This is a genomic window from Rubinisphaera italica (assembly GCF_007859715.1).
Classification (GTDB): Bacteria; Planctomycetota; Planctomycetia; order Planctomycetales; family Planctomycetaceae; genus Rubinisphaera; species Rubinisphaera italica.
The window spans coordinates 4,937,942-4,960,149 of record NZ_SJPG01000001.1 but is presented as its reverse complement, the minus strand read 5'-3'; the positions used below and the strand labels follow the sequence as shown (position 1 = coordinate 4,960,149).

The window sequence follows — 22,208 nt, the reverse complement described above, 5'->3', positions numbered from 1 at the left end:
TTGCTCTGATGATTAAACGATCAATTAGTAAACATCGGTTTGAGAATCTTCAAATCCACTTCCTCAAAATCGATGTCATCCTGACGTGATTTCGGATCCGTGAACGGATGAAAATCCGACCGCTTGAACGGTTCGGAATCGGCTGATCGATGGCAGTTGGCCATCAGTGACAACAGGTCGGCCGTGTGGTTCCAGCGTTCACGGCCGTGCCCTTCTGTCATCCAGTCGAGTTCGCGAAGCGTGTAGGGCTCCGGATTTATTCCGAGGATTCCGGCGAGCTCGTAACATCGCTGGAGGATGTCTTTTCGCCGTTGATCGGAAGATTGTTGATCTGCTGAATCGTCTCGGTGATGATCCGGTCCTGTTCCCGTTTCACGTTCGCATAGATCGCCCGATTCAGATCCCGTCGGGCTTTCGGGAAAAAATCGAACAGTTCCTCTATGAACGCCTCGGACGCCGCTTCGAGCCCGTCGCCGCCGAGGCCCTCGGCGAATTGTTCGGGTGTCACTCCCGGATTCTGAGTCTTGTCGACCAGCTCCCAGAGCAGATCGACGAACAACGCGGGATCGTTGGCCAGGCGGGTTGGCAAATGAGGATCGAGCAGATCGAACGGTTTGCCATCCTCGCTGAAAACCCGACGCACTTTTTTGAGCGTGCCAACGTTAATCTGGATCCGCCATTGGCGTTTCAGATCGTCATAAAAAACTTGCATCGAAATTCCTCATCCTGCAGAGATTACGAAATGTCAGTTAATCTGAGGCTTATACCGTCGCGTCGATGAACCATTCCGGGACGCCTTCGGTTTCCCCTCGCGTGATTTTGACGTTGCAGTCGTAGACCAGGACTTCTTTGCGGGCTTCCGTGCGGTTCATCTGCATGACTTCGAAGTCCGCATGAATGCCTTCTGAACCGGCCGTTCCGAGCGAACCGTCGAGGAAATGCATTTCCAGAGGCGTGTTATTGAGCAAAGAATCCAACAATGCGGTTTTGATGGGATCGTCCGCTTTGACGAGCAGCTGGAAGTCGACAGAAACAACTTTGGTTGTTCCTCGGACCATATCCCACTCATCCCCTTTGGCAGAATCATCCGATTCATTCTTGGAGAAGTTGAGAGTGACCTGATCTTTGATCGTTGTCATTTCGGTGTCGGTGCCTGCAAGGTTGACGTAACTCTTGGCCTTGAAGGAAAGTTTTGAACGTGACATGTTTCAGAGTCCTTTCTGAGGAAATATGAATTAAGCGTCGGCGAACATCTTCGCCAGACGTGGTTCAGCTTCATCGAGTGCCGGATCCATGAATGGTCGCGGCCGATAGGTTCGTGGCCCGGCTGGGATCCGGATCCAATTGTCTTTTTTCTTTTCCCCAGGGATCCACATGGCCGGTCCCCAGGTGACACCGCCGAATTCGAGCAGTGAGGCCCCTCTGAGAGTTCCGCCCGAATCCGCTTGTCGCCAGGCCGCCGATGGCCCGATGACGGCTGATTCGTTCATTTTGTCCAGACCGTAAAAGATCGATTTGCGAAGTGACCCTTCGTGTGAACTTGGTGGAGTTCCAGGAGTAGAAATCGCTTTGCGTTTGCGAATCGACCGTTTTGCAATCAAACGGATTGTTCCACCGGCCCGGCGGAGGTATTTGAACTTCTTGCGCTGGATGCCCGCCATCTGGCCGCGACGATCAAAGAATTGATCGATGCGCACAGAGGGGAGTAGTGAGCCCTGGACGGTCGTTATCATTCGTCGATGTCCTCCCATTCTTTGAATGAGAGAACCAAACCCGAATAGCACTGGCCTTTAGCCAGCAAATGCCGGTCGAGATACGGATCGGAGGCAATATCAGTGAGCAGGAATTCATCGTCGCCAATCGTCACAATGCGATTCCGATTCAAATAATCACGCACCTGACGCACGATCTGCAGGACTGCATTGGTCTTCGTGGGATCGCTGCGTTCGACGCGTTGCTGAAATGAAATTCCAATCAACCATTCGTTTTCGACGGTGTCACCACGATCGGCCAATTCAGACGCGAGCAGCTCCCCAGGGATGACGCGGACCGTCAAATCTTTCAGATCCTTGAGATCCTGTTCAGGCAGCAACTCATACTTCGCCAAAAATGTCCCAGCAAATTCCAGATTCAATTTGTCGACGTACAAACAGGCCAGCTGAACCGGACGATCGTCAATCGGATTGATTTCGGTCATTCGACATCCCTCTCTTCAATCAGCTCGACATGCAAACGCCAGGTGAGGCGATGCCGATCGGAATACCGAAACGGCTCCTCGTTTCCTCCAGGAGAAACGACCCGATAGACATACACCCGGTCGCCGACGGTCTCCTCAATCAGATCATCGAGTTCCGGTTCCACCGGGATGTTGTCGATAATCAATTCTGCTGCATCAATCAAAAAATCGCGGATTTGTTTTCTTGAAATGTGTCCGTCATGAAACTGCTGATCGCGGCGCGTATTCCCGACAGTGGCGATCGGTGAACAGGTCAACTCTCCTCGTTTGTAGAGGACAGCGAAGCCGTTCAACTTTTTGTGAGCCCTGCGTGAGACTCGCGCCGCGATGATTTCAACAGACATTTCCACCCCTCACAGGACCGGCCCGAAAGCCGGTCCTGTTCACCCCTTCAACAATGATTATGCAGCAGCAGCCGTAACCGCTTCGGTATTCTTGAGCGATTCCGCGACAATCAATGGAACACCTTCGTATTCCTGTGGTAGCGGAGCTGGCATGCCCGTTGGAGAGTACGTCGTACGTGAACGCTGCAACTGTCCTCGGGTCGTGCGGCTGAATGCACCGAAGGCGGGCATCTTGGGGAACTTCTCAAGAAGCTTAGACAGAAGTTCGTCGGTCAAAGGATGATCGAAGTCGATGTTGCAAATCCGACCTACCGAATGAATCGAACCAACCTGCAGCCCCATCCAGCCTTCAATCGGCGTGTAATACATCGGCAGTCCTTTCCCGTCGGCATCGTAGCCTTCGATCGTGACAGTCTCGCCAATGTCAATTTTGCCATCCTGGCCAGCGATCGCGGTGACGTCAGTCTCTTCATCGTTAGTCACGAAGAACCAGACGGAACTGGTTCCGTTGACCGTGTCGCCACCGGCATCCACGACCATATCGGAATCTTTGAACTTCACGATGTCATTATCGATTAGCCCCGTGAAACCATCAGCATCGTTTCCAGTGCCATAGATCGACTGTTGTTCCGCCATGAAGAACGCCTGTTTTAGGTGTCGTCTGGCTTCTTTCCCGACATAAGCTTCCGGACCTCCCTTCTTGTAAGAATTGGCGATGGCCTGGTCGCATCTAGTGTTCGCGCTGAGAATCTTCAGCTCGATTGTGACCAGTTCATCAGTCGATTTGGAGATGTCGCGACCGGTGTTAGGTGCACGGAATCCGACTACTGGAGCACCGTTTTCTTTGGTGTATTTGTGAAGAGTTCCATCACTCGCCTCAGTTGCGGCCAGACGATTAAGGATCGCCGCGTCGTTGAGTAAATCGGAGACTTCGATGTCAGCCGCACCGGCTGTATTCACAACCAGAAGATCGGCCAAAGTTTTCAGATTGTCCGCCATGATATTCATCCTTGAAAATGATTAGAAATTTTGTGTGCCGGTGGGAACGCGCTCACAAGTTTTCACATTCGCGTTTGACAGCCGTAATCAACTGTCGTATTTACGACCTTGAATGCGGATGCCGGCCGACAATTGATCGGAAACACCCCGGCCTTTTTTCTTTTCTCCGCTCAGTTCTTCTTTGCCACTGGAAACCGGTTCGGCTTCGCCGGTGTCGATCGCTTTGAGCTTGCCTTGCAGCTCGGCAATCGTTTCATCCTTTTTGCTGAGCTCTGCTTCCAGCTGGCGGGCATGTTTGTCGAGGGCATCGGCATAGCTGAGGCCTTCAACGTACATTTCCGCCCCGGATCCACCGAACCGTTCCGTGAACTTTTTGAGTTCGGTTTTCACCTGGTCAACCGCAGACGTTTTGTCAGCTGGCTTTTCCAGTTCGGTTTTGGTTTCCGGAGTTTTCACTTTTGGAGTCGGCTCATTATTTTCGAGCTCGGTTTCCTTGGTTTTGACTTCCGGTGTGGTTTTGGCTTTTGTGCCTGGCATCGCGTGGTCTCCTTTCAGCGATTCAAAATACTGGTCGCGGCTCAGCTCCACGTTTGTGTTGCTGTCGTACCCATGCGGGCAGATCGCGACGCCAATGAGGTTCCATTTTCGAAAGACCGTGAGCGGCCCTTCCAAAGTGACTCCGTTAATCTCGACTTCCGCACCGTACGGCACGTATTCGATTTCCGCTTCCGCGTTGTCATAACGAAACGTGATCGACGCTTCGTACGGCACGCCTGCTTCAAACTTGCCAACGATTTCGGCAGCGCGATCCTGATCGTGCAGACTGGTCAGTTCGCCAACCAGCTCCAAGCCGTAATCGGTCTGCTCGAACTGATCGCAATAGCCGATGATCTGTTCGGAATCGTGGCAATAGTCGATCGCGATTTTGTTTTTGTGCGACATCCCCGCGAAATCATGCACCATCGGTCCCCACCACCAATGGTCGAGAACTTCTTTGGATCGTGCCTGCAGCCGAACCGGCGTGATGTTCTTTTCCCCGTCACCAGACATCAACATGGTGGCTGGTACGGAGAGAACTTCATCGGGAGGTTGCTGGCTTCTATTCTTCATCGTCGTCGGCATCGTCCTCGCCTTCCTTGGCTGGTTTGGGTTTGGCTTCTCCAGGAGCATCGAACGAAAGTTCCAGGCCGAGGTCCTCGGCTGCGTCCTTGGCTTTCTTGAGTTCTTCGAGGTTCTCGTAGAAATCACCCCGGCCGCGTTCCTTGCAGATTCTTTGCGGCGTATCGAGGCCGGCTTTGATGGCCATCAAATCACCCTTGATTTCTTTGGCGGGATCCCACCACGGAATTCCGACGGAGTTCCAATAGAATTCCAGATCGCCGATTGTCCAGCCTTTCGGCAATTCGAGATCGCCGTCAATGATCCAGATCTGCAATAACCAGATGGTGATTTGTCGCAGAATTTCCTGCAGCGTTTCCCGGCGATCGCTGCAGCTGCGTTCGTAGTGCATCAAAGCACCACGGCTGCCAAAGAAATTGGTGAAATCTTCCGAGTAAAAACTGAACGGAATATCCAGTGCTTTGAGGCTCATCTGGATCGCGTGCATCGTGAATGACTGGAATTGATCGCTCGGCTGAGCTGATTCCAGGAACGCGGCATCGTCTCCCGGATCGAGGTCGAGGAACGCGGGACCGCGTCCGAAATCGACTTCATACTTTTTGCTTTCGCCGGTTTCTTCATCCTCATCAGTCGCTGTTTTGAGTCCGTAACCACCGGCTTCCTCTTCGAGCTGCTCCATTTTGCGCGTGATCTTAAACGCAAACAGTTGCGCGATTTTCATGCGGGCCAGAGCGTAATCAAACCCTTCATAGGTGTCGCGCATCGTATTCAGACCAGGTGCCAGCGGACTGATGCCGCGAATCTGGTCGAAGTTCTCGACGTATCCGTTGTGCCACACCATCCGCGAAGCGGTGACAACCCGTTCAAGTTCCAGGCGACCATTGCGGGTTCGTCGTCCGATTCCGTACGCCTGATGCCGATAAGCCGAATCGACTTTGATCCCTTTTTCCCAACGGTCCGGATCCTTGGGTTTGTCCGGATTCATCAACCGGTCCCCTTCGATCCCCTGCAGTTTCGGGAAGCGTTTTCCGTTGCGGAATTGAGCAACTTTCATAAATCCGGCATCGCCATCGAGCACGGCTTTGGATTCGAGCAGCCGCAACATTTTGCGAAGCGTGAAGCGTCCGGAAACATCGCAGTTGGGTTTGCTCCACCGCTTCATCAGCTTCTCAACAGCGGCGTTGAATTTCTTGTTGGGAGTCTGCATCTGGAATTCGAATGAGGCCACATAATCGAGATGCTTCCGGATCACCCAGCCGGCCAGGGCAAAGTTGCGGCGAAGATCTCGCGAGTTGGAGATCAGACGTTTGCGAGCGGATGTTTTGAGAACATGATCTTCCGTGCGAAGATTCAGCGGCGGTGCCTGGCGGCGCGTACTTCCCTCGGCCGCTGCATATTGCAGCTCTGTCGATCCCGAAAAACATCCCAGTTGTTCTGCCGTTGCTATCATGGAATCAGTGCTTAATTGAGTCGAATTGTCGAAACACGTGCACGGCCATTGGAGCCAGCCTGCAGGCGTTTGAGTTCGCGGAGACGGGTTCTCAGTTTGTCGTGATCAAACTTTGTGACCTGCCCATCATTGGAATGTTCCGTCACCCCGGAATTGAGGATCTCTTCGATTTGAGCGATTTCGGTTGAGTAGTCTGGCATGATCAGTCCCCAAATAACTTTCTTCCTGGAACAGGGAAACATTGGATATTGGTAAAACCAATATCTGGTCAGGCGTTGTTCTCGTAAGTGCGGTCGATGCGAGCCTGTCCACAGCTCTTGCAGCCGGTCCACTGTAGACGCACGTGCGTGCAAGGCTGCCCATCCGGAGCGGTACCATGGTGGTCGAGCAGCTGCTGACGCGAGTACGGCAACCGGTCCGTGGATCCGCACTTCTCACAGCGAGTTTGAGTAGTCGCGGACGTTGTGTAGTCCTTGTTTTTGCTGCCCGGTTTTCTACCGGCTGCCGGCTTCCTGGAAGACGGTTTCGCGGACGCTTTTTTAACGGTCGCTTTTTTATTTGTGGTTTTCTTGGGCATCAGAAATTGACCTTCGATTTGTTGCGGGCTTTTTTCGGTTTTGCCGTGGGAGTCGGCATGAAGCCCGGCGGATAAATCCCCAGTGAATTCGCCATCACACAATTGCCGACGAACGTGTCGAGCCAGTGGTTCTCTGTGACGGTTGGCCGGATCGACCATTCCGCCGCTGTGCGGCCAGTCTTTTCGTCGGTGATGTCCCGCGACTGTTCAGCCGTCAAATGTTCGGCTAGAAAATCATGTCGCTGAGAGCGGCCACCATAGATCGAAACGCAACCGGCTTCACCGTGATCAGTCGAGAGGCGACGCAAGGCCTGCGACTTCCAGACGTTCGTATTGAACAGCAGATGCCGGCCGTCGCGTCCTTTGCCCTGGCGGACCAATGTTTCGAGGCCTCGCCATTCGCCTTCCTTTCTCGGCCAGGCAGACATCGGGGCATCCTTCGCCCGGATCCCGCGACCAAAACAGGTCATCAGCATCGGTCCTTGTCCCGAGGCCCTGATCACTTCGCGGATGATCGGTGTTGATTCTCCCCATCCGCCATCAATTCCCAGCCGATCAATGCGAGCAGCCGTGCCGTTGGTCCGTGTGAATTCGCGAGCCAGGAGCGGTTCAATCAGGTCCATCAATCCGGCTCGTAACGCGACTTCGATTTTTGCCTTGTAGACCCGCTCCAATGTGTTGCGGACTGAGCTGGCGGTGAAGGCTTTGGCCCGTTGATCCGGATACGTGCCGTAATCGACAATCCAGCCGTTCAACTGATCGCCCCAGGCCACCACCATCCAGTAGAGCAGACGACGTTGCACATCAATGAAGGCCGTCACCTTCTGGGATTCGCCGGGAATTTCGCTTCGTTTCAAACCGTTGGTTTTGCGAGCGATCTGATTTGAGTCCCAATACGGTTCGCTTTCTTCCTGCTGATCGATCGGTTCGTTCTGGTATTCCGAATAGAAGGCTTCCAGGTCCCGGAAGAAATGATTCATCGCATGTTGAATCGCCGACTGTTCGCTTTTGCTGTAGCGTTCCTCCCAGCTGACAACCGCCCCGGCATCCATCGCTTTGCGGTTCTTTTTGTAGAACTGGTTCGAGCCGCGATGCGTACGATCCTTTTCAATCATTTCGGTTTGTCGAAGTTCCCAGTACTGCTCCCACAGTTTCATGTTCGTGGGGAACTGTTCGAGCATCTTTGTGCGGATCCCGTACCAGTCGGGATGCACATCGGAATTCAACAGCCGGTCCGCCAGGTCGTTTTGATAGACCACCGTGCAAGTGACAAGCGCCGCGAGTGATTCTCCGGGCCCCGCCATGCCGAGCAAATCAGCGGACAGAATCTGTTCGCGTTCCTGGCATTGCGAAACTGACTTCGCCGACTTGCGGGTTTGCGGATCGTCGACCAGGACAATCGTCGGTCGAATGACTTCGCCGGTTTCCAGTGTGAGCTGACCACCACGAACAGCCGATGTGATTCCGCCGGTTTCCAAGATGGCACCGGAAGCTTTGCTCCCTTCGATCGTCGGGAAGATGATGATCTTCTTTTGATAGTCGATGCCGGTTGGTTTGCCATTGTGAGTCTGACCGACGGCTCGATTTGCAATTCCCTGCAACTTCCGAATTGCGTGAATGACTTCCGGAAAATCTTCGTAGAGCAGCTGGTTTTTCCCGAGCTCGGTTTTGATCGAGCGAAGCAGCTTTGATGATTTGCTGTCATCGGCAGCGATCAACATTGCGTACCGATGAAAACCATAAAGCAGTGGCCACATCACTGCGCGAATACAGATCGTCGATTTGCCCGAACCGCGTGGCATGGCCACGGCTTGTTGACCACCTTCGACGACGGTCTGTTCAATCAACTTGATAACCTGCAGATGATCCTTCGAAAACTTCTTGGGAAACGCTCTTGGAAAATAAGTCATCAAAAACTTATCGAGCGACTTCTCGCAGCGAGCTCGCCGACGCTTGTTTTTGATTTTCGGAATCGTACCGATCTCACGCCCCTCGGCGGATTGTTCCGCCTGGCGTCGTCGCATGTCTTCGCGATGATCGTCGTACGATTTTGGCATGGGCAAAATTTAAGAGAGTTGGAAATAAATAAAGTGTGTGTACTAATCCGGCTGTTCCCTACGGGCAGGGGGGGAGGAGCGATCAAAAGTAGTACCTAAGGGGGTGGTCGCTCAGCGACCAGTTCAGCTGAGCAGGCCGAGCAGCAGATCGAGCAGCTTCATGGCGACAGGCGTCAACAATGTGACCGCTGCAAATCCCACTTTGAGCAGCGTCTCAATCTTGATCAGCCGCCCATTGTTGGAGACCGACTGCTTGTCAGCCTTGCTGGCCAGCTTCTGAGCGTCACGTATTTTTTGATTGACGTGACCTTCAGAGTTACTGGCATAACCGAGCTCGGACTCCATGAATCGTTCCATCCCTGCCACCCGCTCTCCGATCGGCCGTGGTATTGCATGATCACTCATCAGTCCGCTCCTTGGTGGCGTGACCAGCTCGCACCATGCGGCGTGAGAGATCTTCTTCATCACCATCCAGCCAGACCCTGCCAACGATCCGTTCGAAACTGAATAGATCACCGGCACTATCAATCCGTTTTGGCGGTCTGATTTCCAGCCGAGCAGCTCGGCCGGCGGTGATCTCTCGCAAGTGATCACGAGCAGCGAATCCGCGTTGTTTTGTCTCGTCATCCACACCCCGTATTTCCGGAGCCCAGCAATCCATCAGACGGACCTTGAAAGGAATCGTCAGTTCGATCGTGATCGTGTCACCATCGTAGACATCGACAATCCGACACGGGACAACCATCCCGGTTTGCGGCGGTTCAGCAGCGGCCACCGAACCGGAGACGAATGCACTCACGCACAAAGCGAGAAAAAACGCCAGCACAAAACAGAAGATCCATCCGATCGCCACTTTGCAGCAGCTAAAAAGCTGTTCCAGGAACAGTGGCCGTAGCAGTGGTTTCGGATGCGATACGAAATGATCATCATTCCGAATCTGCTTCGGATCATAGAGCCTGGGAAACTCTTCACCCTTTTTGGGAAAATCTGACACTGACATCCTCCGTGAATTCAGAATGAAAACGTTGGCCGGCGGCGATCAATGAATGATCACCGCCGGCACTTTCAAAAATAGGTTTACGGTTTCGCGGCGACGTCCGCGATTTCTGGACCGACGACATCATTTGCCGTCGCTTGTGTGGTTCGCGTCCCCTGAGCAATCTCACGTCGATTCTGCTGGCCACCTTTGATCTGCAGCAGCGTGTACATCGAATCGAGGTAAGCAATCACAATCGCTGCCTGAGTGTCTGGGATCGTGTGTCCGGATCCCTGGCAGTCCAGCTTGGTAATTTCTGTGACCGTTCGATCGAGCTCGTGCACGAACGCCACCATGGCCGCGTTCTTGCGATCGTAAACTTGCGGAATGTTGGGATCGGCACCCGAGAAATCAAACGGCAATTCATTCGGCGTATCGACGGCATTCGGCATCAGTATGTCGTCGGCCGTGATTGGATTCCCGCTGTTGTAGCGGTCCAGCAATGAATTGGTTTCGTCGGACGCCTCGGCCCGACGTTTGGCGTTCAGTGTGGCCTGATCAACCATCGATTTCGCGGTTGTGAGGACGGCAGCCGATTCACGGACGCGACCGAGCTCGCCAGCCAACCAATGATTCAGCGGATCATCCCAGCCGCTGGCTTCGTTCATTTCGGCCCGTAGAACGACCTGTTCACGAACAGCCATCAATTCACTGATCAACGCACGACAGGCACGGTTGCCGACATTCTTTCGTAACCCGGTGAATGAATTATTCAATCTGCTCTCCTAAATCTGACGATCGAAATTGAGGTTCGCGAACCGTTTCGCGATGTATTCTAGTTGCTTCTCTCCAACCTTTTTGGCCCCGAGTACTCCGAGGCCCTGATCACCTTGGGCCGCCAGATGAACCGCTTCCCGATACAGGTCCAATTCGGCTACCAACTTTTTTTTTGCGGTTCCTCCGGATAACCCGTCGTCGAGCCGTCCCGTTGCACAACAACGCCCCGATAGGCATCCTGAATCTGCTCTCCATAAGATGGCCCTTGTGGCCGTCCTGGTACCGGCCGTGGAACATAAGTTTCTGTTCCCTTCTTGCGACCGAAAAACCAACCGACCCAACCGATTCCCCCGGCCGCGATCGCTCCCACCAATGGCCCCGCATAGACAGTCCCCACCACTCTGGCAACCGGTTGCAGAATCTCAGTCAACCAGTGTTGAGACGGCTTTTGAGCAGATGTCTGCCTGGTTGCCGGCGTCGCCTGCGATTGACCTGTACGCGGTTTAATGGCCAATAGCCGCGATTCAATTTCGCGGATTTTCTGTTGATAAGGAATCAGATTCGGCGTCACACCATCCCGCCCAGCTGGTCCAGGACTTCCCGCGGGACCGGGAGGCCCTGCAGGTCCCTGCAAGGATCCGGACGCGATGGCTTTTTTCAGATGGCTGAGCTCGGAATCCAGCCGCAACACATCGACCCGTAGACCGTGCCATTCACTGGGATTCACAACCATCACCTGCGCGGGAGGCTGTTGCGATTGCGGCGGAACATACGATTTCGGGACCGCACAGTTTGGTGGTCGCTGTGCAGTCTGGGAATCTTGAGCTGAAAGCTGTGACGCTGTGACCAGGATCATCAGCAGCGCCACAGCCGAGACGAGAGCATGCCTCATATTTTGATGTGCCTCTCATACAGACCGCGATTGACGAGGTAACGAAGCAGGCCCGCCGGCGTGAAATGATCCGGATCCGAAAGACCCATCAGGCCGATCCGCATTAGCAAACCGGCAATCATGTCCGAGCAAAACAGATGCTCGCGATCACAGCCCAGGCAATGCAGCAACCGAGACGTGACCCGCAAACCGGAAATGATCGCCCCGCACATGTCGTACGGGACTTGCTCGACCAGATAATCCGCCATCTTCAGGACGAAGTACTTCCGGTCTTCTTCGGTGATCAATGTCGGATCGGTCAGCCGAAAGATTTCGATGCGACCATTGTGATAGATATAATCACGCATCCGACCTGCGATCGCATGCACCTGCACGCCGCTCTGGTGCTTCTTGGCAACCAGGCACTCGCGAACACAATTCGTGGTCGATTCGTTCCACAGCATTTCGGTCTTGCCAGGAGCGTTGGCCATGATCGCCACGTGCGATGGTCCCAGGCGAAGCCCTGCAGGTGCCCATAACCGAGCCGTCCCGAGCGTGATAATTTTGGACTGCAGATCATCACCCCAACAGGCCGCAATGTCGCCGAACTGAGGCTCGTAATTCTGCATTTTAAGAACGCGAGCGGCGAAATCTTGATCGTAGAAAAATGATTGATTCATAATAGCCCCCCTGCAGATGCTGAATTAACCGTCCATGGATTAACCGTTGGTGACCTGATACTCAGTCAGATCAATCGAGAACTTTTCCTTGGCGGGAATCACGGCCAGACCGATGCCTTTGAGCTCCTTGGGAGTGATCTTCTTTTCGGCGAGGGCTTTGGCGATCGCGGTTTTGCTGACCGTCACTTTGATCGTGAACAGACAGGCGAGCGTTGCTCGAAACCACTTGATCGATTCGATGCACTTGAGCAGCTGCGCGAGGAAGCTCTTTTTGGAATCGACGATTTCAATCACCTTTTTCTCATTCCAGTTTTCGAGAAAATCGATGGACTGTTTTGACGTCGACCATTTGAGCGTGGCATGCGTCAGTTTGACGGATTTGGTTTTGCCACCGGCCAGCAATTGCTCGCGATTCTCTTTCGCGTAAACTTCGACGGCTTTTTCGAGCGTTTGCAAACGATCATTGAAAGCGGTATGAGTGCGTTCGACCGGAATCACACAATGCGACTCACAGCGATCCTTAACGAGCTGAATATCCTGCTCGCGAGCGGCTTCGAGAGCTTTGCGGCGGGTTTCAATGGCGGCCATTTCCGCCAGTGCGATTTCCAGTTGTTGACTGGTTTCGATCTGGGGTTCGGCGGCGAGGCGTTGTTTTGGATACCAGCTCATGAGTCTCGCTTTTTTGACAGAGTGTTGTAAAAAAAGCGGCGGGAATGAGAGGTATCAAGATTTTGCATCAATGCTTAGAATTCGCTGGGGGGCAGAACGCAGCATCAATAACAGAGCAGGGGAATCGCAAACGGCCATCCATGGCTTAGCGATTCCGATTGACGGTCCATCGTCAATTCCCACCGGCTCTACTTATAGAAATTCCGTTGCGCTTTTGGGGGGAGGCTGAGATGATTCAGTCAATAAATGGCGATAGGATTGTCGCCACAGAGCGGGATCCAGGAGACTGGATACGGTCGTTAATTCGTTGCAAACGAGACTCACCACGCGAACTTAACGAACTGGCATTGCTGTACTTAAACGAATCCGCCGGCTTCAGTACCGAAGACCTGGCCAAAGCTTTCGGCAAAAATCGCGGGCAAATCTTCAGAAAAATCCTGAAGGCCAAAAAACGGTTGCGCTTTGAGGCTGAACAGAGACTCGATATCGAGTCGAAATGCGATGGCAATTGAACCGCATTATTTCTTTTCAAGAAGCTCGATCGAGATGCGTTTGCCCAGGGCTTCAGCAACTCGTGAGAGCGTTTCAATCGTTGGATTCTCAGCCTTGCCGTTCAATAATCGACTCAGGGATGGACGATCGATTCCGGATCGATCGGACAGATCGGCCAATGAAAACTTATGCTCGCTCTTGACCTTGTCCAGCTGAGTGGCCAGCTGCTTGAGCAATCGTTTGTTGATTGCCATTTGTTTCATGCGTAAATCATGAGCCTTCACTGCCGGTTCAAATCGATGCAACTGCTCTGATTCTGCTGCTTGCTTCAATTCGGCCTGCTTGGCTGGAGTCAACTTGGGATGACTTTTGACTCGTTTGACTTTCTTCTTCATTTTGCGTTTCCTTACACTTCGTAGGCGGTAACCACATAGACGGTCAGTTCATCGAACTGTTCGTAAACAACTTTGAGGAACTTGTCCGTCTGCGAAAATCCGTAAGCATAGGTGCGGTTGTATCGCTGACTGGTTTCGGTTTCATCGGGATTCATGACCACGAATTCAGCTTCCTCGGGAGTGACACCATGCTCGGCAATATGAGCATCGTTTTCGCCGTCCCAGATGAATACAAAATAAGGCATGTCCCGAATTCCTCTTGTCTGTTCCTAGTTGTGTTATATCCTAATAATCGTTGTAATAAATTACAACACTTAATAAAGCAAATAATAAAGAGATTTGAAGAAAATCGAGCATTTCAGCCATTTGAATTTGCCGTTTTCAGCCTTCAGATGAGGTTAGAGCCGGATCGTAGGCCACTTGAGGAAAGCTAGGAATCCTCTTTTCGTCCGGCAAAGTTCGCGGCCACAGCCGTATGCAGTCCAGGCTTGGGTGTCGCCCACATCCACGCTCCATTAGGAGCGGTTTTGATGTCCGTTGCCGGATCAAATTTATGATCCCGCTGAATCAAAAACCGCTCCCAATACCCACGCGATTGATAAGAGCCGTGATACAGATGCAGCAGATCGCCGACAACATGACCAACGGTTCCGCCGGATCTCTGAAAGCGTTCACACCAGGCCAGCGCCGCCCGTCGCAAGCCAGGCGAAGCCTGTTGAGTCATCGGCGTGTCATACTCCCGAAAGAAACCGTGTGTCATCCAGGCATCGCCCGACCCCGTCACATCCTGATCGAACAGACCGCCCCAGCGTGCGATGTCTTCGCGCCGAGCTGCCCAGGCAAAGCCGGGATGCGATTTGTCAGAACCAGCTCCCAGATAACTTTCAATGGTCGCCGATCCCGGTCGAGATTTTTCAATCCGGCTAAACCGATCGAGCCAATGACAATTCGAAAACATCTGCACCACCGGCCATCGATCCAAAGCATCCTCGGTCACGCAATACCAATCCGGATCGAGAAACAGAATGTCATTATCGAGCCAGGCCACCCGGTCGTACTTTTCCGGCAATCGTTCAATCGCCAGATTGAGCAAGCGTTCTTTCTGCCACAGAATCTGATTTGCACGAACGCCATGCACGCGCATCGATCCCGGAATCACGAACGTCTCATTGTATGACAATTCGACCGTGACCAATGGAGCCGGTTCGACGGCCTGACGAAACCGCCAGTAATTCGCCAGGGGAGCTTCATAACCGCACGGGTTGAAGTAGCAGGTAATCAGAGCAAGCATTTCAGACTTTCAACGTTTCAAAGAGTGCACGATTAGCATGAGCCAGGAGATAAAATTCCTCCTGAAAAGTCGCCCCGAGACGCAATGCGGTTTCATGCATTTCGTGATCAGCCTTGGCCTTTCTGGCCAATGATATCAATTCGTCCTGGGAGCGGACTTTATTGAGGAATGAGCCCGCCGCGAATGTTCTCGGTGCAATCCCGAGAATCTGAGGCAATTCAACGACCGTCGCATCAGGCCGAGCTGCTGCCAGGTGACAATGCGCCGCGAGGCGATATTCTCGACCCTGGCACAAATCCCGGTACCGCGGAGCGAGTGCATAACCATTCGTCGCAAACCGATTCCGCTCACCATTCAACCAGGACGCATAATTCCCATTCCCGACCGTGGCAACTCGGTCAACTTGCCAGCACACCGCGTGTGTTGATTCGCTGAGGTTTTGCCGAACAATCGAAACGATTTCCGGAACCAGCCAGTCATCGTCATCAATGGGAATCACGATTGCATTGGCGAACCGCTCCACTTCCCAGGACTGAATACAGATTTGCGAATCGATGCCAGGACACTTCGACCAGTTCGTTCGAGCAATTTGAGCCAACCGAGCCCGATATTCCGTGAATGGCATTTCGAAATTTTTTGGCCACCATTCTTCAATGCGTTGCCGAATCTCCGGAGTGTCAACATTCTTGGGAATATTATTGATCCCGGTTTCCCAATGATTCATCGATCTTACGGCCAACACAACCGGCGTATCACTGATCGGTTTGCGGTCCAGATAGTGAGCTTCGATTCCGGCGATCCGATCAAGTGATCGATGATAATTCGGCAACTCACCCACCTGGTTGTAACCAAGTTTATTCATCGCTGCTCGCCAGCTCCTATTGTCTCCGAGCTGATATTCGGCGACGCGATCCGGTGCCAGAGAAAGCGCTTTCTGCGCCACAACCTGCGTACGGTGCCAATGTCTTTCGAGCTGATCAGTGTCCAGGCTCATCCAATGACCGTTTGGTTTATTCAAACGATTGTCAAGGATGTGCATCAGTGAGGAACAAATGAAGTCGTTAAGCGGACGCCACTGGTACAAAAGTTTTGCATCGGGCACCGCGTCGAGAATCAGATCGGCACAGTCGATGTAGGGACCATCGACAAAGATGTCATACTTCTCCAATGCGGCCGGAACCCGTCCGGCCTGTAGGTCATCGACAATGATTTGCCCTGCAGCCCAGTCATGCAGAACGCGCAGGCCAGCCGCCTCGAATGCATATTTCATCGAGACCGTTCCCGTTTTGTTGGTTCCAATTCCGAAGAGTTTCATTTTGAGTGTCCAGTGTCTAGGGTTGAGAGTTGAGGGATTTGTATCTATCTGTTAATCGCTGGATTTAATGGAGATGCACTCGCAGTGGTACAGACGATACTGCTCTCGCCTGTTTTATGAGGCATTGAGCTAACTCAACGGCCTGTTGCGGGCTCAGTGCCGTCCATGTCACCGGCTTACCGAAATCGATGCAGACCAATTCCTTTTCAGGATGTGCCCCAATCGCAAAGGCTAACTCGCCATCATCAGATGCACCAATACGACCTTCTGGCCATGCTCGCTGAGCAGTTCTGTTTTTCTGTTTATATAATCTCTCGGCAGAGCCTTTCTGACTCTCAAACAGTTTTCTAGTTTCGCCGCTCATCTCCTCGTTGTGATGTGAAAGACTCATAACGTCGTTTACCTTTCTAATCTTCATTTCAAAGTTTGGATTTGATTTTCTGAATCTCTTCAGATTTCACTTCCGGGAATAGCATTTCGCGTTGCTCTTTGAGAGCGGTTTCCAATTCCTTCAGGACTCGCTTCTCTCGGGCAGCCGCCAATTGCTCAGCAGTTTTGGGTTTGGTGACATTCAGAATTTGCCATCCCCATAATCAGCTGCAAAAAAATACTGAACCTCACCCGTGATTTTGTCAGTGAGCCACCATCGACCATATCGCTTTGCACCAACTCCACAGTGCTGAATAGCCTGGTCAAGAATCTCTTGTTCCTGATCAGCCATTTCACGACGCATTTTCGCCGCATCGATTTCCTGTTGAGTTGGTGAAACCATCAGCAACGAATTCCTTTCTGTTTTAGACGGCCGTTGTTTCAGTGATTCGTCGTTTGACTTCTTTCAGTGAACAGTGCGTATCGAACTGACTTCCATCCTTCATGCGGATATGCGTCTTAGTTCCACCTGAGTAGCAATTCGTTTCCGAGATCGAAGAGATTTCATCAATCGCGATCAACAGATCGCCAGTGGACGTTTCGCTGTGCGTGAATTCAATAAATTTCATTCTTCCTTTTCTGCTTTCCACCACAGACCGTCCGTCTATGGATCTGAGTAAGTTCACAATCTTGCGATACTTTTCAGCTACTGTTCCAACCGCCGCCGCCCCGGCAACTTCCAGCCAATCCGCCAGTTCATCAGCCTCATTCATGGTTGCGTCTCCTCCAACTTCAGTTGATCCTCTTGATTCTGAAAATCAAATGCTGTTGATTGACCAACCACATAAAGGCGACCGTTGATTTCCTTCTCCCACATCCAAAACGAACAGGGATTGCTGCAACTCCATTTCCAACCATTCTGACGCAGATGCTCGCGTTTCTTGTCGATGATGGTTTCATTTTCATAGTCCATCTCTTCGAGTGGAGTTGGCCTGTAATCGTCATTGCATTCACACATCATTCGCTCCTTAATTAGAAAACCCTTTACCAAACACGTCCGGAAAATCTCACTGATCATCCCGCGTTTTCCTTACCATTTGCTTCCATGCTTTAGACATGAGCCATCCAAATCGAGCCCGCTGGATTCGTAGTTTCCAAGGGCGTTTCATCGACGGCTTTGATCAGCCCTGGGAACAACGCATCGTTGAAATCGTGTCCGCAGATCATGCCGCCCGTCCGGATCTTCGGCAGCCAGGCATCAATGTCGGCGCGCACCGATTCGTAATCGTGGGCCGCGTCAATATAGACGACATCGAACCATTCATTGGGAAAAGTTTCAGCCGCTTGTACGGACGCTGAGCGAATCGCGTGCAGCTGCAGGCCGTGTCCGTTGGACAACTCCCGAAAAGCGGTATGCGCTGAGATTCCAGCCGCTTCCTGGCGACCCCAATTCAGATCGACCGACACGAGCGTTGCAGGCCGTGGTAACGAATGTCCGACCACAATCAGCGACTTACCAAAGAGTGTTCCGACCTCACACCACCGCGCGTCCTGGCGTTGCTGGCCGGCAGTCGCTGCGAGCCATTCCACTTCGCGAGGGAAACAATAACCGGGATAAAATTTCGCCCGTTCAACCAGAGCATTAAGATTCACGTTTGCCACCTTTCAATGTTGATGATTGTTCAATTCGAGTGCTTTCATTCCTTCATTGACGCCATCAGAAAAACCAATCTGATAGATCCACAGCCCGAGATAAACCGTCGCAATCGCGACAAACAGACCAGCGAGAATTCGTTTCATGAGTTGGCTTTCATTCAAAAATTGCAGATCAAAACTTCGGGCGCTTCTTTCTTTCGAGCCCCCCGACCGTTCTGAGCGTGCAGCTGTTTATTCATCTTGTGACAATGAAAGTTCCAACCTTCATACAGTTCGCGGATCTTTGGTGAGTCGTAATAAGAGACGACGATTCGAGCAGAGCGGTACCCGCGAAGAATCTCAGCCATGCAAGCATGATCATCACGATCGTAGAGACCTGATGTGTGTTCGAATTCGTGCAGATAATGACCGCCGCCACCATTCTTTGTGCGTCCCTTCGACCGCGTGTCGATCATGTAGGGTGGATCGCAATAAATGGCCGTCTGTGGAACATCCTCAAAGCGGTCGAGAATCTTAAAGGCATCCCGTCGGAGAATCACCACATTGAGTAAACGACGATGCCAGGCGGGCAGTGAGTCGACGGCATTCTGAAATCGGACCGTTGGTGAGCCGCCGTTCTTTGTCCATCGAACAGCAATCTGATAATCAACGCGGGCAGTTCCGGCCGTCCCGTTGCGTCCCATCCAGGACGCGATGAAATACCAATAGGCTCGATCGAGCATGGCAGCCGTGACACCGGATTCAGGAACGGCCGTCATTTCGGCCAGTTCATATTTTGCCTGCTCGAGCAGCTCCTCGGCCATTGGCGTGGCCATCAATCGCAAATAGAGTTTGGGTGCCTGATCTGGATCCGCGATGACGCGAGCCAGATTATTCAAGTCGCCGTGCAGATCATTGACGGTTTCCTTTTGCGATTTCTCCTTGGCAAGCAGGACGGCCATCGAACCACAGAACGGTTCGAAGTACTGCGTATGCTTACCGAGCAGCTCCACAATTTTCGGAGCCAGCGTTCGTTTGCCACCGAACCAGGGCGTGATCGCCCGGACCTTCATCACTGGATTTTCAATCAGTTCATTTGCCATTGGAATCGATTTCCTCATTGCAGTTTGGACAGGGCTTGATCAGAACGCTTTGTGGATCGTCGCGTGAGATCGAAACCCATTCGGTTTCGTATCCGCATTTCGGACAAGCAAATCGCACATCATGATCTGACCATTCACAACAGGAACCATCGACGTCGGTCACCTTCATCAATACGCGACGTTTCGCACGCGGCTTTTTGATCTCCGGAAATAACAGGCGAGAATCCCGCTTCACGATTTCACCTCCACAACTGATTTTGGTAGCGTTTTTTCTTCGAGCTCAAAGAGCTCGCTGTCATCTGCGAACAAGGGCAATCCCACGCGATGGACAAAGACCAGAATCTCCACGCCCTTTTCAGTGACACCATTCCAGACGCGACATTCAACGCCGTCGATGTTGACGGTTTCCTCGGTGGATTCGATTTGCACTTTCATCCTTCCACCTCCGAAAGTTCGATTTTGATAACTTGGGAATCAAAACCATTCATTTGCAGTTGCTGTTGAATCCGATCTGGAGCGAGGGAACCGTTTGGCCAAAGAGCAACGGATGGCCGGGATATGCCTTCGGTTTCTCTCACATATTCGTGATAGAGCCGGTTCTTCTCATTACTGGGAGTGATCAACAGAATTGCCTTAAATCTTTCAACGTATGCCATCTGCATTCCTTTCGCTTGGTAAATAACTCAACAAATTCCGGCACGTTCTTCTTCTTTGATTTTCATCAGCCTTTTGATCAGTTGACGAGCGGCTTCCTCATGAGTCGAGTTTGATCTCGAAAGCCAGGTCACTCCCTTTTTGCCGGGCTTGGTCCCTGGAATCATCCGAGTCCAGTAAGTCAGCATTCCACCGGGGCTCACTTCCTCTCGACAGGCAAGCATCAGAGCAAAGAAATTCAATCGATCCATTGAACTCCCGAGCAGAATTCCTGCTCGCAAGACATGATTGAAAACCTCATTCATCCGGACCGGATCCCGGAAGTCGCGATCCTCCAACGGAGGAAAAGAAAAATCATTCATAACACTATCGACCAATGGTTGGTTATTAGTTTTTTTAAGTTCTTTAGAGAAGTTAGTATTAGTGGTTTGGTTTATAGTGGCGCATTGTCCCACCTGGCTCACTTCCGTGTCTCGCCTTGGCTCACTTGATGTCCTACTTGTCCCGCCTCGTGTCCTACCTGGCTCGCCCCGTGGCTCACCTGTCTCACTCGGTGTCCTACTATGTGGCGAGTCAACAGGTGAGACACGGCTCGATAAGTGAGACATTTTCGATTTCAGAAACTGTTCACGGAGCTGAGCATGTCTCACTTCAAGCGAAATGTCCTGCTTCATAGAAATGTCCTGCATCTCATGTGAGTCATCAGGTGAGACACGCTCATCAATCTCAGCGGCAAATATCGCCTGCAGATTGATGTAGTAATAATGCTCACATTTTTGATCATGTTCGAAGTGCAGAAACTGACCACGCCCATTCAGCTCGGCCAGCCTGCGTTGGACCGTGCGAACACCGCGATTGATCTGCTGTCCAATCTCTTTTCGCTTTGCTGTCACTCCGACATCTTCCGGCGTGAATTTCACCAACTCAGACCGAGCCGAGTAGAGCTGATGAGCAATCGTCAGCAGGGCAATCAGCAACTCTCTCTCGGTTTCGTTGCATCGAATCCGACGCACGTGATCTATGAGTGCTGCGTGATTTCGTTCTGGCTTACTCCAGTCAATTTCTTTTTGCATCATGCTGCTTCCTTGAAAGTTCCGATATGGATCGGAACGGAAAAGTATTAAGGGGTGAGTAATTCCACTTCGGCAATCAGCCGCGTCTGTGTGTTGCGACGGCTGAACAGTCCGTTGATCGCTTCGATCAGATTGCCAGCCTGAAATGAGCTCGTTTCGTATCCCCTCTTGAGCAGCTGCTCAAAGGGATGCCATTCCAAGACGAAATCCCCATTTCGAAAGCGATAGGCTTTCACCGTGCCGGTCATCTGCAGCGATTTCAAATTGCGGTTATCGTGATCCTGCATTTCAGGAATAAAGATAATCTTGGGAACGCTGGTCTGAACGGCCGCATGTGACCGAGACAAACGCGGATCAGTCCCGGCCAGAACCATCGTCGAGGAAATGTATTGACGGCTGTTTCTCATGACTGACTCGCTTTCGTGGTCGGTTTCAACCCGTCAATAGCTTCCAGCAGGCCGAGCAGTGCTAATTCGTACGTGATATGGTTATGCCGATGATTGGCCGCTTTAGCCGTTCGTGAAGCATTCATCAGCTTTGCAACAGCACGTTGAATGACTTTGGTGCGAAACGTGGGAACTTTGGATTTGCATTCAATTTCCATGTCCACGCGATCGCAGACCGTCATGTCATCGACGTCGGGAACGGGCACGAAAATGAATTCCAAAACGACCTTCCGTTTGGCCTTATCATGAGGCCGGTTCATGCAGTCGGCCGCCACATTCTGCAGATGCCGTTTGAGCAGCATTGCAATGCGTCCATCCGACATGGCTTCGAGCGACTCGAATGTGAGGTCGCGTTCCTGTATGGGCATGGGGAATCCTTTCAGAGATTGAGAAATTGAAACGAAACGAAATCAGGACTCGCTACGAGTTGTCACTTCGCGAAGTGCGTCGAGAGCGGTTCCACAGTTCGGTCCGAACAAGTGCATCAACAGGTCAATGACGGCCACCTGGTTGAAGTGATCGAGCGACATCAGACCGGCCTCGTCAACGCCCTGGCGAAGCAGCTGCAGCGTCGCCAGCCCCCGATCAGACATCTGCAATCTCTGAATCGCATGATCACATTCGAGCTGAACTTTTTCTTCCTGAGCTTTTTCTTCAGCAGTTTCATAAAACATGACATT

General features: G+C 52.1%; 37 protein-coding genes. 1 reads left to right on the top strand and 36 read right to left on the bottom strand.

Translation table 11 applies throughout. The features are described from left to right. Positions 1-20: 20 nt before the first annotated feature. The 18 genes from Pan54_RS18940 to Pan54_RS18855 all read right to left on the bottom strand — a co-directional run bounded on the left by Pan54_RS18940 (position 21) and on the right by Pan54_RS18855 (position 12,755). Positions 21-221, bottom strand: coding sequence for a hypothetical protein (locus Pan54_RS18940; protein WP_146504973.1), 201 nt, complete (start codon positions 219-221; stop codon positions 21-23). A 35-nt stretch (positions 222-256) separates the two neighbouring features. Next, entirely contained in the window at positions 257-712 is a 456-nt protein-coding gene (locus tag Pan54_RS18935; protein ID WP_146504972.1) for a hypothetical protein, read from the bottom strand. 49 nt (positions 713-761) lie between these two features. Beyond that, positions 762-1,205 carry a hypothetical protein gene (locus Pan54_RS18930; protein WP_146504971.1) on the bottom strand — a complete coding sequence of 148 codons (444 nt, stop codon included), beginning with the start codon at positions 1,203-1,205 and terminating at the stop codon, positions 762-764. A 30-nt stretch (positions 1,206-1,235) separates the two neighbouring features. Next, the gene (locus Pan54_RS18925) at positions 1,236-1,733 is read right to left on the bottom strand and encodes a hypothetical protein (RefSeq protein ID WP_146504970.1); all 498 of its coding nucleotides are present in this window, start codon (positions 1,731-1,733) and stop codon (positions 1,236-1,238) included. Continuing rightward, positions 1,730-2,197 (bottom strand): hypothetical protein, encoded by a 468-nt coding sequence (locus Pan54_RS18920; protein ID WP_146504969.1) that lies wholly within the window; start codon positions 2,195-2,197, stop codon positions 1,730-1,732. Before Pan54_RS18920 ends, Pan54_RS18925 begins: the two co-directional genes overlap by 4 nt. Beyond that, positions 2,194-2,580 carry a hypothetical protein gene (locus tag Pan54_RS18915; RefSeq protein WP_146504968.1) on the bottom strand — a complete coding sequence of 129 codons (387 nt, stop codon included), beginning with the start codon at positions 2,578-2,580 and terminating at the stop codon, positions 2,194-2,196. The genes Pan54_RS18920 and Pan54_RS18915 overlap by 4 nt, the downstream gene beginning before the upstream one ends. 57 nt (positions 2,581-2,637) lie before the next feature. Beyond that, positions 2,638-3,579, bottom strand: a complete 942-nt coding sequence (locus Pan54_RS18910; RefSeq protein WP_146504967.1) for a major capsid protein — start codon at positions 3,577-3,579, stop codon at positions 2,638-2,640. 87 nt (positions 3,580-3,666) lie between these two features. Further along, on the bottom strand, positions 3,667-4,701 hold the full coding sequence (locus Pan54_RS18905) for a hypothetical protein (protein WP_146504966.1): 1,035 nt from the start codon (positions 4,699-4,701) through the stop codon (positions 3,667-3,669). Continuing rightward, on the bottom strand, positions 4,679-6,148 hold the full coding sequence (locus Pan54_RS18900) for a phage portal protein (protein ID WP_146504965.1): 1,470 nt from the start codon (positions 6,146-6,148) through the stop codon (positions 4,679-4,681). The genes Pan54_RS18905 and Pan54_RS18900 overlap by 23 nt, the downstream gene beginning before the upstream one ends. A gap of 11 nt (positions 6,149-6,159) precedes the next feature. Then, the gene (locus Pan54_RS18895) at positions 6,160-6,348 is read right to left on the bottom strand and encodes a hypothetical protein (protein WP_146504964.1); all 189 of its coding nucleotides are present in this window, start codon (positions 6,346-6,348) and stop codon (positions 6,160-6,162) included. 68 nt (positions 6,349-6,416) lie between these two features. Then, on the bottom strand, positions 6,417-6,725 hold the full coding sequence (locus tag Pan54_RS18890) for a hypothetical protein (RefSeq protein ID WP_146504963.1): 309 nt from the start codon (positions 6,723-6,725) through the stop codon (positions 6,417-6,419). Further along, positions 6,725-8,782 carry a terminase gpA endonuclease subunit gene (locus Pan54_RS18885; protein WP_146504962.1) on the bottom strand — a complete coding sequence of 686 codons (2,058 nt, stop codon included), beginning with the start codon at positions 8,780-8,782 and terminating at the stop codon, positions 6,725-6,727. The genes Pan54_RS18890 and Pan54_RS18885 overlap by 1 nt, the downstream gene beginning before the upstream one ends. 123 nt (positions 8,783-8,905) lie before the next feature. Next, entirely contained in the window at positions 8,906-9,187 is a 282-nt protein-coding gene (locus Pan54_RS18880) for a hypothetical protein (protein WP_146504961.1), read from the bottom strand. Continuing rightward, positions 9,180-9,776 (bottom strand): thermonuclease family protein, encoded by a 597-nt coding sequence (locus Pan54_RS18875; protein ID WP_146504960.1) that lies wholly within the window; start codon positions 9,774-9,776, stop codon positions 9,180-9,182. Before Pan54_RS18875 ends, Pan54_RS18880 begins: the two co-directional genes overlap by 8 nt. 83 nt (positions 9,777-9,859) lie before the next feature. Then, positions 9,860-10,534 carry a hypothetical protein gene (locus tag Pan54_RS18870; RefSeq protein ID WP_146504959.1) on the bottom strand — a complete coding sequence of 225 codons (675 nt, stop codon included), beginning with the start codon at positions 10,532-10,534 and terminating at the stop codon, positions 9,860-9,862. Positions 10,535-10,692: 158 nt separating this feature from the next. Then, positions 10,693-11,427 (bottom strand): hypothetical protein, encoded by a 735-nt coding sequence (locus Pan54_RS18865; protein ID WP_146504958.1) that lies wholly within the window; start codon positions 11,425-11,427, stop codon positions 10,693-10,695. Continuing rightward, on the bottom strand, positions 11,424-12,086 hold the full coding sequence (locus tag Pan54_RS18860) for a hypothetical protein (RefSeq protein ID WP_146504957.1): 663 nt from the start codon (positions 12,084-12,086) through the stop codon (positions 11,424-11,426). The genes Pan54_RS18865 and Pan54_RS18860 overlap by 4 nt, the downstream gene beginning before the upstream one ends. 39 nt (positions 12,087-12,125) lie before the next feature. Next, on the bottom strand, positions 12,126-12,755 hold the full coding sequence (locus Pan54_RS18855; RefSeq protein ID WP_146504956.1) for a host-nuclease inhibitor Gam family protein: 630 nt from the start codon (positions 12,753-12,755) through the stop codon (positions 12,126-12,128). 230 nt (positions 12,756-12,985) lie between these two features. On the opposite strand from Pan54_RS18855, the gene Pan54_RS18850 reads away from it, so the two are divergent. Continuing rightward, the gene (locus tag Pan54_RS18850) at positions 12,986-13,267 is read left to right on the top strand and encodes a hypothetical protein (RefSeq protein ID WP_146504955.1); all 282 of its coding nucleotides are present in this window, start codon (positions 12,986-12,988) and stop codon (positions 13,265-13,267) included. 6 nt (positions 13,268-13,273) lie between these two features. Here Pan54_RS18850 and Pan54_RS18845 read toward each other — a convergent pair whose 3' ends face one another. The 18 genes from Pan54_RS18845 to Pan54_RS18765 all read right to left on the bottom strand — a co-directional run bounded on the left by Pan54_RS18845 (position 13,274) and on the right by Pan54_RS18765 (position 22,202). After that, positions 13,274-13,642, bottom strand: coding sequence for a helix-turn-helix domain-containing protein (locus Pan54_RS18845; RefSeq protein WP_146504954.1), 369 nt, complete (start codon positions 13,640-13,642; stop codon positions 13,274-13,276). Between the two features lie 11 nt (positions 13,643-13,653). After that, positions 13,654-13,887, bottom strand: coding sequence for a BrnT family toxin (locus Pan54_RS18840; protein WP_146504953.1), 234 nt, complete (start codon positions 13,885-13,887; stop codon positions 13,654-13,656). 185 nt (positions 13,888-14,072) lie between these two features. Further along, complete coding sequence (locus Pan54_RS18835) at positions 14,073-14,933, bottom strand: hypothetical protein (protein WP_146504952.1); 861 nt, start codon at positions 14,931-14,933, stop codon at positions 14,073-14,075. 1 nt (position 14,934) lies between these two features. After that, positions 14,935-16,248 (bottom strand): sulfotransferase, encoded by a 1,314-nt coding sequence (locus tag Pan54_RS18830; RefSeq protein WP_146504951.1) that lies wholly within the window; start codon positions 16,246-16,248, stop codon positions 14,935-14,937. A gap of 64 nt (positions 16,249-16,312) precedes the next feature. Beyond that, on the bottom strand, positions 16,313-16,639 hold the full coding sequence (locus Pan54_RS18825; protein WP_146504950.1) for a hypothetical protein: 327 nt from the start codon (positions 16,637-16,639) through the stop codon (positions 16,313-16,315). 180 nt (positions 16,640-16,819) lie between these two features. Continuing rightward, positions 16,820-17,020, bottom strand: coding sequence for a hypothetical protein (locus Pan54_RS18820; RefSeq protein WP_146504949.1), 201 nt, complete (start codon positions 17,018-17,020; stop codon positions 16,820-16,822). A gap of 22 nt (positions 17,021-17,042) precedes the next feature. Next, complete coding sequence (locus tag Pan54_RS18815; protein ID WP_146504948.1) at positions 17,043-17,390, bottom strand: hypothetical protein; 348 nt, start codon at positions 17,388-17,390, stop codon at positions 17,043-17,045. Then, the gene (locus Pan54_RS18810; RefSeq protein ID WP_165441858.1) at positions 17,387-17,635 is read right to left on the bottom strand and encodes a hypothetical protein; all 249 of its coding nucleotides are present in this window, start codon (positions 17,633-17,635) and stop codon (positions 17,387-17,389) included. Before Pan54_RS18810 ends, Pan54_RS18815 begins: the two co-directional genes overlap by 4 nt. 92 nt (positions 17,636-17,727) lie before the next feature. Next, positions 17,728-18,270, bottom strand: a complete 543-nt coding sequence (locus tag Pan54_RS18805; protein WP_165441857.1) for a class I SAM-dependent methyltransferase — start codon at positions 18,268-18,270, stop codon at positions 17,728-17,730. Positions 18,271-18,282: 12 nt separating this feature from the next. Beyond that, entirely contained in the window at positions 18,283-18,417 is a 135-nt protein-coding gene (locus Pan54_RS26605; RefSeq protein ID WP_261343184.1) for a hypothetical protein, read from the bottom strand. A 14-nt stretch (positions 18,418-18,431) separates the two neighbouring features. Further along, the gene (locus Pan54_RS18800) at positions 18,432-19,355 is read right to left on the bottom strand and encodes a DNA adenine methylase (protein WP_165441856.1); all 924 of its coding nucleotides are present in this window, start codon (positions 19,353-19,355) and stop codon (positions 18,432-18,434) included. After that, positions 19,345-19,590 carry a hypothetical protein gene (locus tag Pan54_RS18795; RefSeq protein WP_146504944.1) on the bottom strand — a complete coding sequence of 82 codons (246 nt, stop codon included), beginning with the start codon at positions 19,588-19,590 and terminating at the stop codon, positions 19,345-19,347. The genes Pan54_RS18800 and Pan54_RS18795 overlap by 11 nt, the downstream gene beginning before the upstream one ends. Further along, entirely contained in the window at positions 19,587-19,790 is a 204-nt protein-coding gene (locus Pan54_RS18790; protein WP_146504943.1) for a hypothetical protein, read from the bottom strand. Before Pan54_RS18790 ends, Pan54_RS18795 begins: the two co-directional genes overlap by 4 nt. After that, positions 19,787-20,011, bottom strand: a complete 225-nt coding sequence (locus tag Pan54_RS18785) for a hypothetical protein (protein ID WP_146504942.1) — start codon at positions 20,009-20,011, stop codon at positions 19,787-19,789. The genes Pan54_RS18790 and Pan54_RS18785 overlap by 4 nt, the downstream gene beginning before the upstream one ends. Positions 20,012-20,038: 27 nt before the next feature. Beyond that, complete coding sequence (locus Pan54_RS18780; protein ID WP_146504941.1) at positions 20,039-21,085, bottom strand: hypothetical protein; 1,047 nt, start codon at positions 21,083-21,085, stop codon at positions 20,039-20,041. A 44-nt stretch (positions 21,086-21,129) separates the two neighbouring features. Continuing rightward, on the bottom strand, positions 21,130-21,489 hold the full coding sequence (locus Pan54_RS18775; protein WP_146504940.1) for a hypothetical protein: 360 nt from the start codon (positions 21,487-21,489) through the stop codon (positions 21,130-21,132). Next, a complete protein-coding gene (locus Pan54_RS18770) occupies positions 21,486-21,896 on the bottom strand; it encodes a hypothetical protein (protein ID WP_146504939.1) in 411 nt (136 codons plus the stop codon). The genes Pan54_RS18775 and Pan54_RS18770 overlap by 4 nt, the downstream gene beginning before the upstream one ends. A gap of 42 nt (positions 21,897-21,938) precedes the next feature. Continuing rightward, entirely contained in the window at positions 21,939-22,202 is a 264-nt protein-coding gene (locus Pan54_RS18765; protein WP_146504938.1) for a hypothetical protein, read from the bottom strand. Between the last annotated feature and the right edge of the window lie 6 nt (positions 22,203-22,208).

What these genes read in the sequence shown, in the direction of transcription:
- Pan54_RS18830 (WP_146504951.1), bottom strand. Translation starts at nt 16,248, where the DNA reads ATGAAACTCTTCGGAATTGGAACCAACAAAACGGGAACGGTCTCGATG.
- Pan54_RS18780 (WP_146504941.1), bottom strand. Translation starts at nt 21,085, where the DNA reads ATGATGCAAAAAGAAATTGACTGGAGTAAGCCAGAACGAAATCACGCA.
- Pan54_RS18855 (WP_146504956.1), bottom strand. Translation starts at nt 12,755, where the DNA reads ATGAGCTGGTATCCAAAACAACGCCTCGCCGCCGAACCCCAGATCGAA.
- Pan54_RS18880 (WP_146504961.1), bottom strand. Translation starts at nt 9,187, where the DNA reads ATGAGTGATCATGCAATACCACGGCCGATCGGAGAGCGGGTGGCAGGG.
- Pan54_RS18785 (WP_146504942.1), bottom strand. Translation starts at nt 20,011, where the DNA reads ATGGCATACGTTGAAAGATTTAAGGCAATTCTGTTGATCACTCCCAGT.
- Pan54_RS18825 (WP_146504950.1), bottom strand. Translation starts at nt 16,639, where the DNA reads ATGAGTCTTTCACATCACAACGAGGAGATGAGCGGCGAAACTAGAAAA.
- Pan54_RS18930 (WP_146504971.1), bottom strand. Translation starts at nt 1,205, where the DNA reads ATGTCACGTTCAAAACTTTCCTTCAAGGCCAAGAGTTACGTCAACCTT.
- Pan54_RS18925 (WP_146504970.1), bottom strand. Translation starts at nt 1,733, where the DNA reads ATGATAACGACCGTCCAGGGCTCACTACTCCCCTCTGTGCGCATCGAT.
- Pan54_RS26605 (WP_261343184.1), bottom strand. Translation starts at nt 18,417, where the DNA reads ATGAAACGAATTCTCGCTGGTCTGTTTGTCGCGATTGCGACGGTTTAT.
- Pan54_RS18835 (WP_146504952.1), bottom strand. Translation starts at nt 14,933, where the DNA reads ATGCTTGCTCTGATTACCTGCTACTTCAACCCGTGCGGTTATGAAGCT.
- Pan54_RS18815 (WP_146504948.1), bottom strand. Translation starts at nt 17,390, where the DNA reads ATGAATGAGGCTGATGAACTGGCGGATTGGCTGGAAGTTGCCGGGGCG.
- Pan54_RS18900 (WP_146504965.1), bottom strand. Translation starts at nt 6,148, where the DNA reads ATGATAGCAACGGCAGAACAACTGGGATGTTTTTCGGGATCGACAGAG.
- Pan54_RS18790 (WP_146504943.1), bottom strand. Translation starts at nt 19,790, where the DNA reads ATGAAAGTGCAAATCGAATCCACCGAGGAAACCGTCAACATCGACGGC.
- Pan54_RS18865 (WP_146504958.1), bottom strand. Translation starts at nt 11,427, where the DNA reads ATGAGGCATGCTCTCGTCTCGGCTGTGGCGCTGCTGATGATCCTGGTC.
- Pan54_RS18885 (WP_146504962.1), bottom strand. Translation starts at nt 8,782, where the DNA reads ATGCCAAAATCGTACGACGATCATCGCGAAGACATGCGACGACGCCAG.
- Pan54_RS18810 (WP_165441858.1), bottom strand. Translation starts at nt 17,635, where the DNA reads ATGTGTGAATGCAATGACGATTACAGGCCAACTCCACTCGAAGAGATG.
- Pan54_RS18895 (WP_146504964.1), bottom strand. Translation starts at nt 6,348, where the DNA reads ATGCCAGACTACTCAACCGAAATCGCTCAAATCGAAGAGATCCTCAAT.
- Pan54_RS18910 (WP_146504967.1), bottom strand. Translation starts at nt 3,579, where the DNA reads ATGGCGGACAATCTGAAAACTTTGGCCGATCTTCTGGTTGTGAATACA.
- Pan54_RS18775 (WP_146504940.1), bottom strand. Translation starts at nt 21,489, where the DNA reads ATGAGAAACAGCCGTCAATACATTTCCTCGACGATGGTTCTGGCCGGG.
- Pan54_RS18915 (WP_146504968.1), bottom strand. Translation starts at nt 2,580, where the DNA reads ATGTCTGTTGAAATCATCGCGGCGCGAGTCTCACGCAGGGCTCACAAA.
- Pan54_RS18770 (WP_146504939.1), bottom strand. Translation starts at nt 21,896, where the DNA reads ATGCCCATACAGGAACGCGACCTCACATTCGAGTCGCTCGAAGCCATG.
- Pan54_RS18860 (WP_146504957.1), bottom strand. Translation starts at nt 12,086, where the DNA reads ATGAATCAATCATTTTTCTACGATCAAGATTTCGCCGCTCGCGTTCTT.
- Pan54_RS18920 (WP_146504969.1), bottom strand. Translation starts at nt 2,197, where the DNA reads ATGACCGAAATCAATCCGATTGACGATCGTCCGGTTCAGCTGGCCTGT.
- Pan54_RS18845 (WP_146504954.1), bottom strand. Translation starts at nt 13,642, where the DNA reads ATGAAGAAGAAAGTCAAACGAGTCAAAAGTCATCCCAAGTTGACTCCA.
- Pan54_RS18935 (WP_146504972.1), bottom strand. Translation starts at nt 712, where the DNA reads ATGCAAGTTTTTTATGACGATCTGAAACGCCAATGGCGGATCCAGATT.
- Pan54_RS18800 (WP_165441856.1), bottom strand. Translation starts at nt 19,355, where the DNA reads ATGGCAAATGAACTGATTGAAAATCCAGTGATGAAGGTCCGGGCGATC.
- Pan54_RS18765 (WP_146504938.1), bottom strand. Translation starts at nt 22,202, where the DNA reads ATGTTTTATGAAACTGCTGAAGAAAAAGCTCAGGAAGAAAAAGTTCAG.
- Pan54_RS18820 (WP_146504949.1), bottom strand. Translation starts at nt 17,020, where the DNA reads ATGGTTTCACCAACTCAACAGGAAATCGATGCGGCGAAAATGCGTCGT.
- Pan54_RS18905 (WP_146504966.1), bottom strand. Translation starts at nt 4,701, where the DNA reads ATGCCGACGACGATGAAGAATAGAAGCCAGCAACCTCCCGATGAAGTT.
- Pan54_RS18850 (WP_146504955.1), top strand. Translation starts at nt 12,986, where the DNA reads ATGATTCAGTCAATAAATGGCGATAGGATTGTCGCCACAGAGCGGGAT.
- Pan54_RS18940 (WP_146504973.1), bottom strand. Translation starts at nt 221, where the DNA reads ATGACAGAAGGGCACGGCCGTGAACGCTGGAACCACACGGCCGACCTG.
- Pan54_RS18840 (WP_146504953.1), bottom strand. Translation starts at nt 13,887, where the DNA reads ATGCCTTATTTTGTATTCATCTGGGACGGCGAAAACGATGCTCATATT.
- Pan54_RS18890 (WP_146504963.1), bottom strand. Translation starts at nt 6,725, where the DNA reads ATGCCCAAGAAAACCACAAATAAAAAAGCGACCGTTAAAAAAGCGTCC.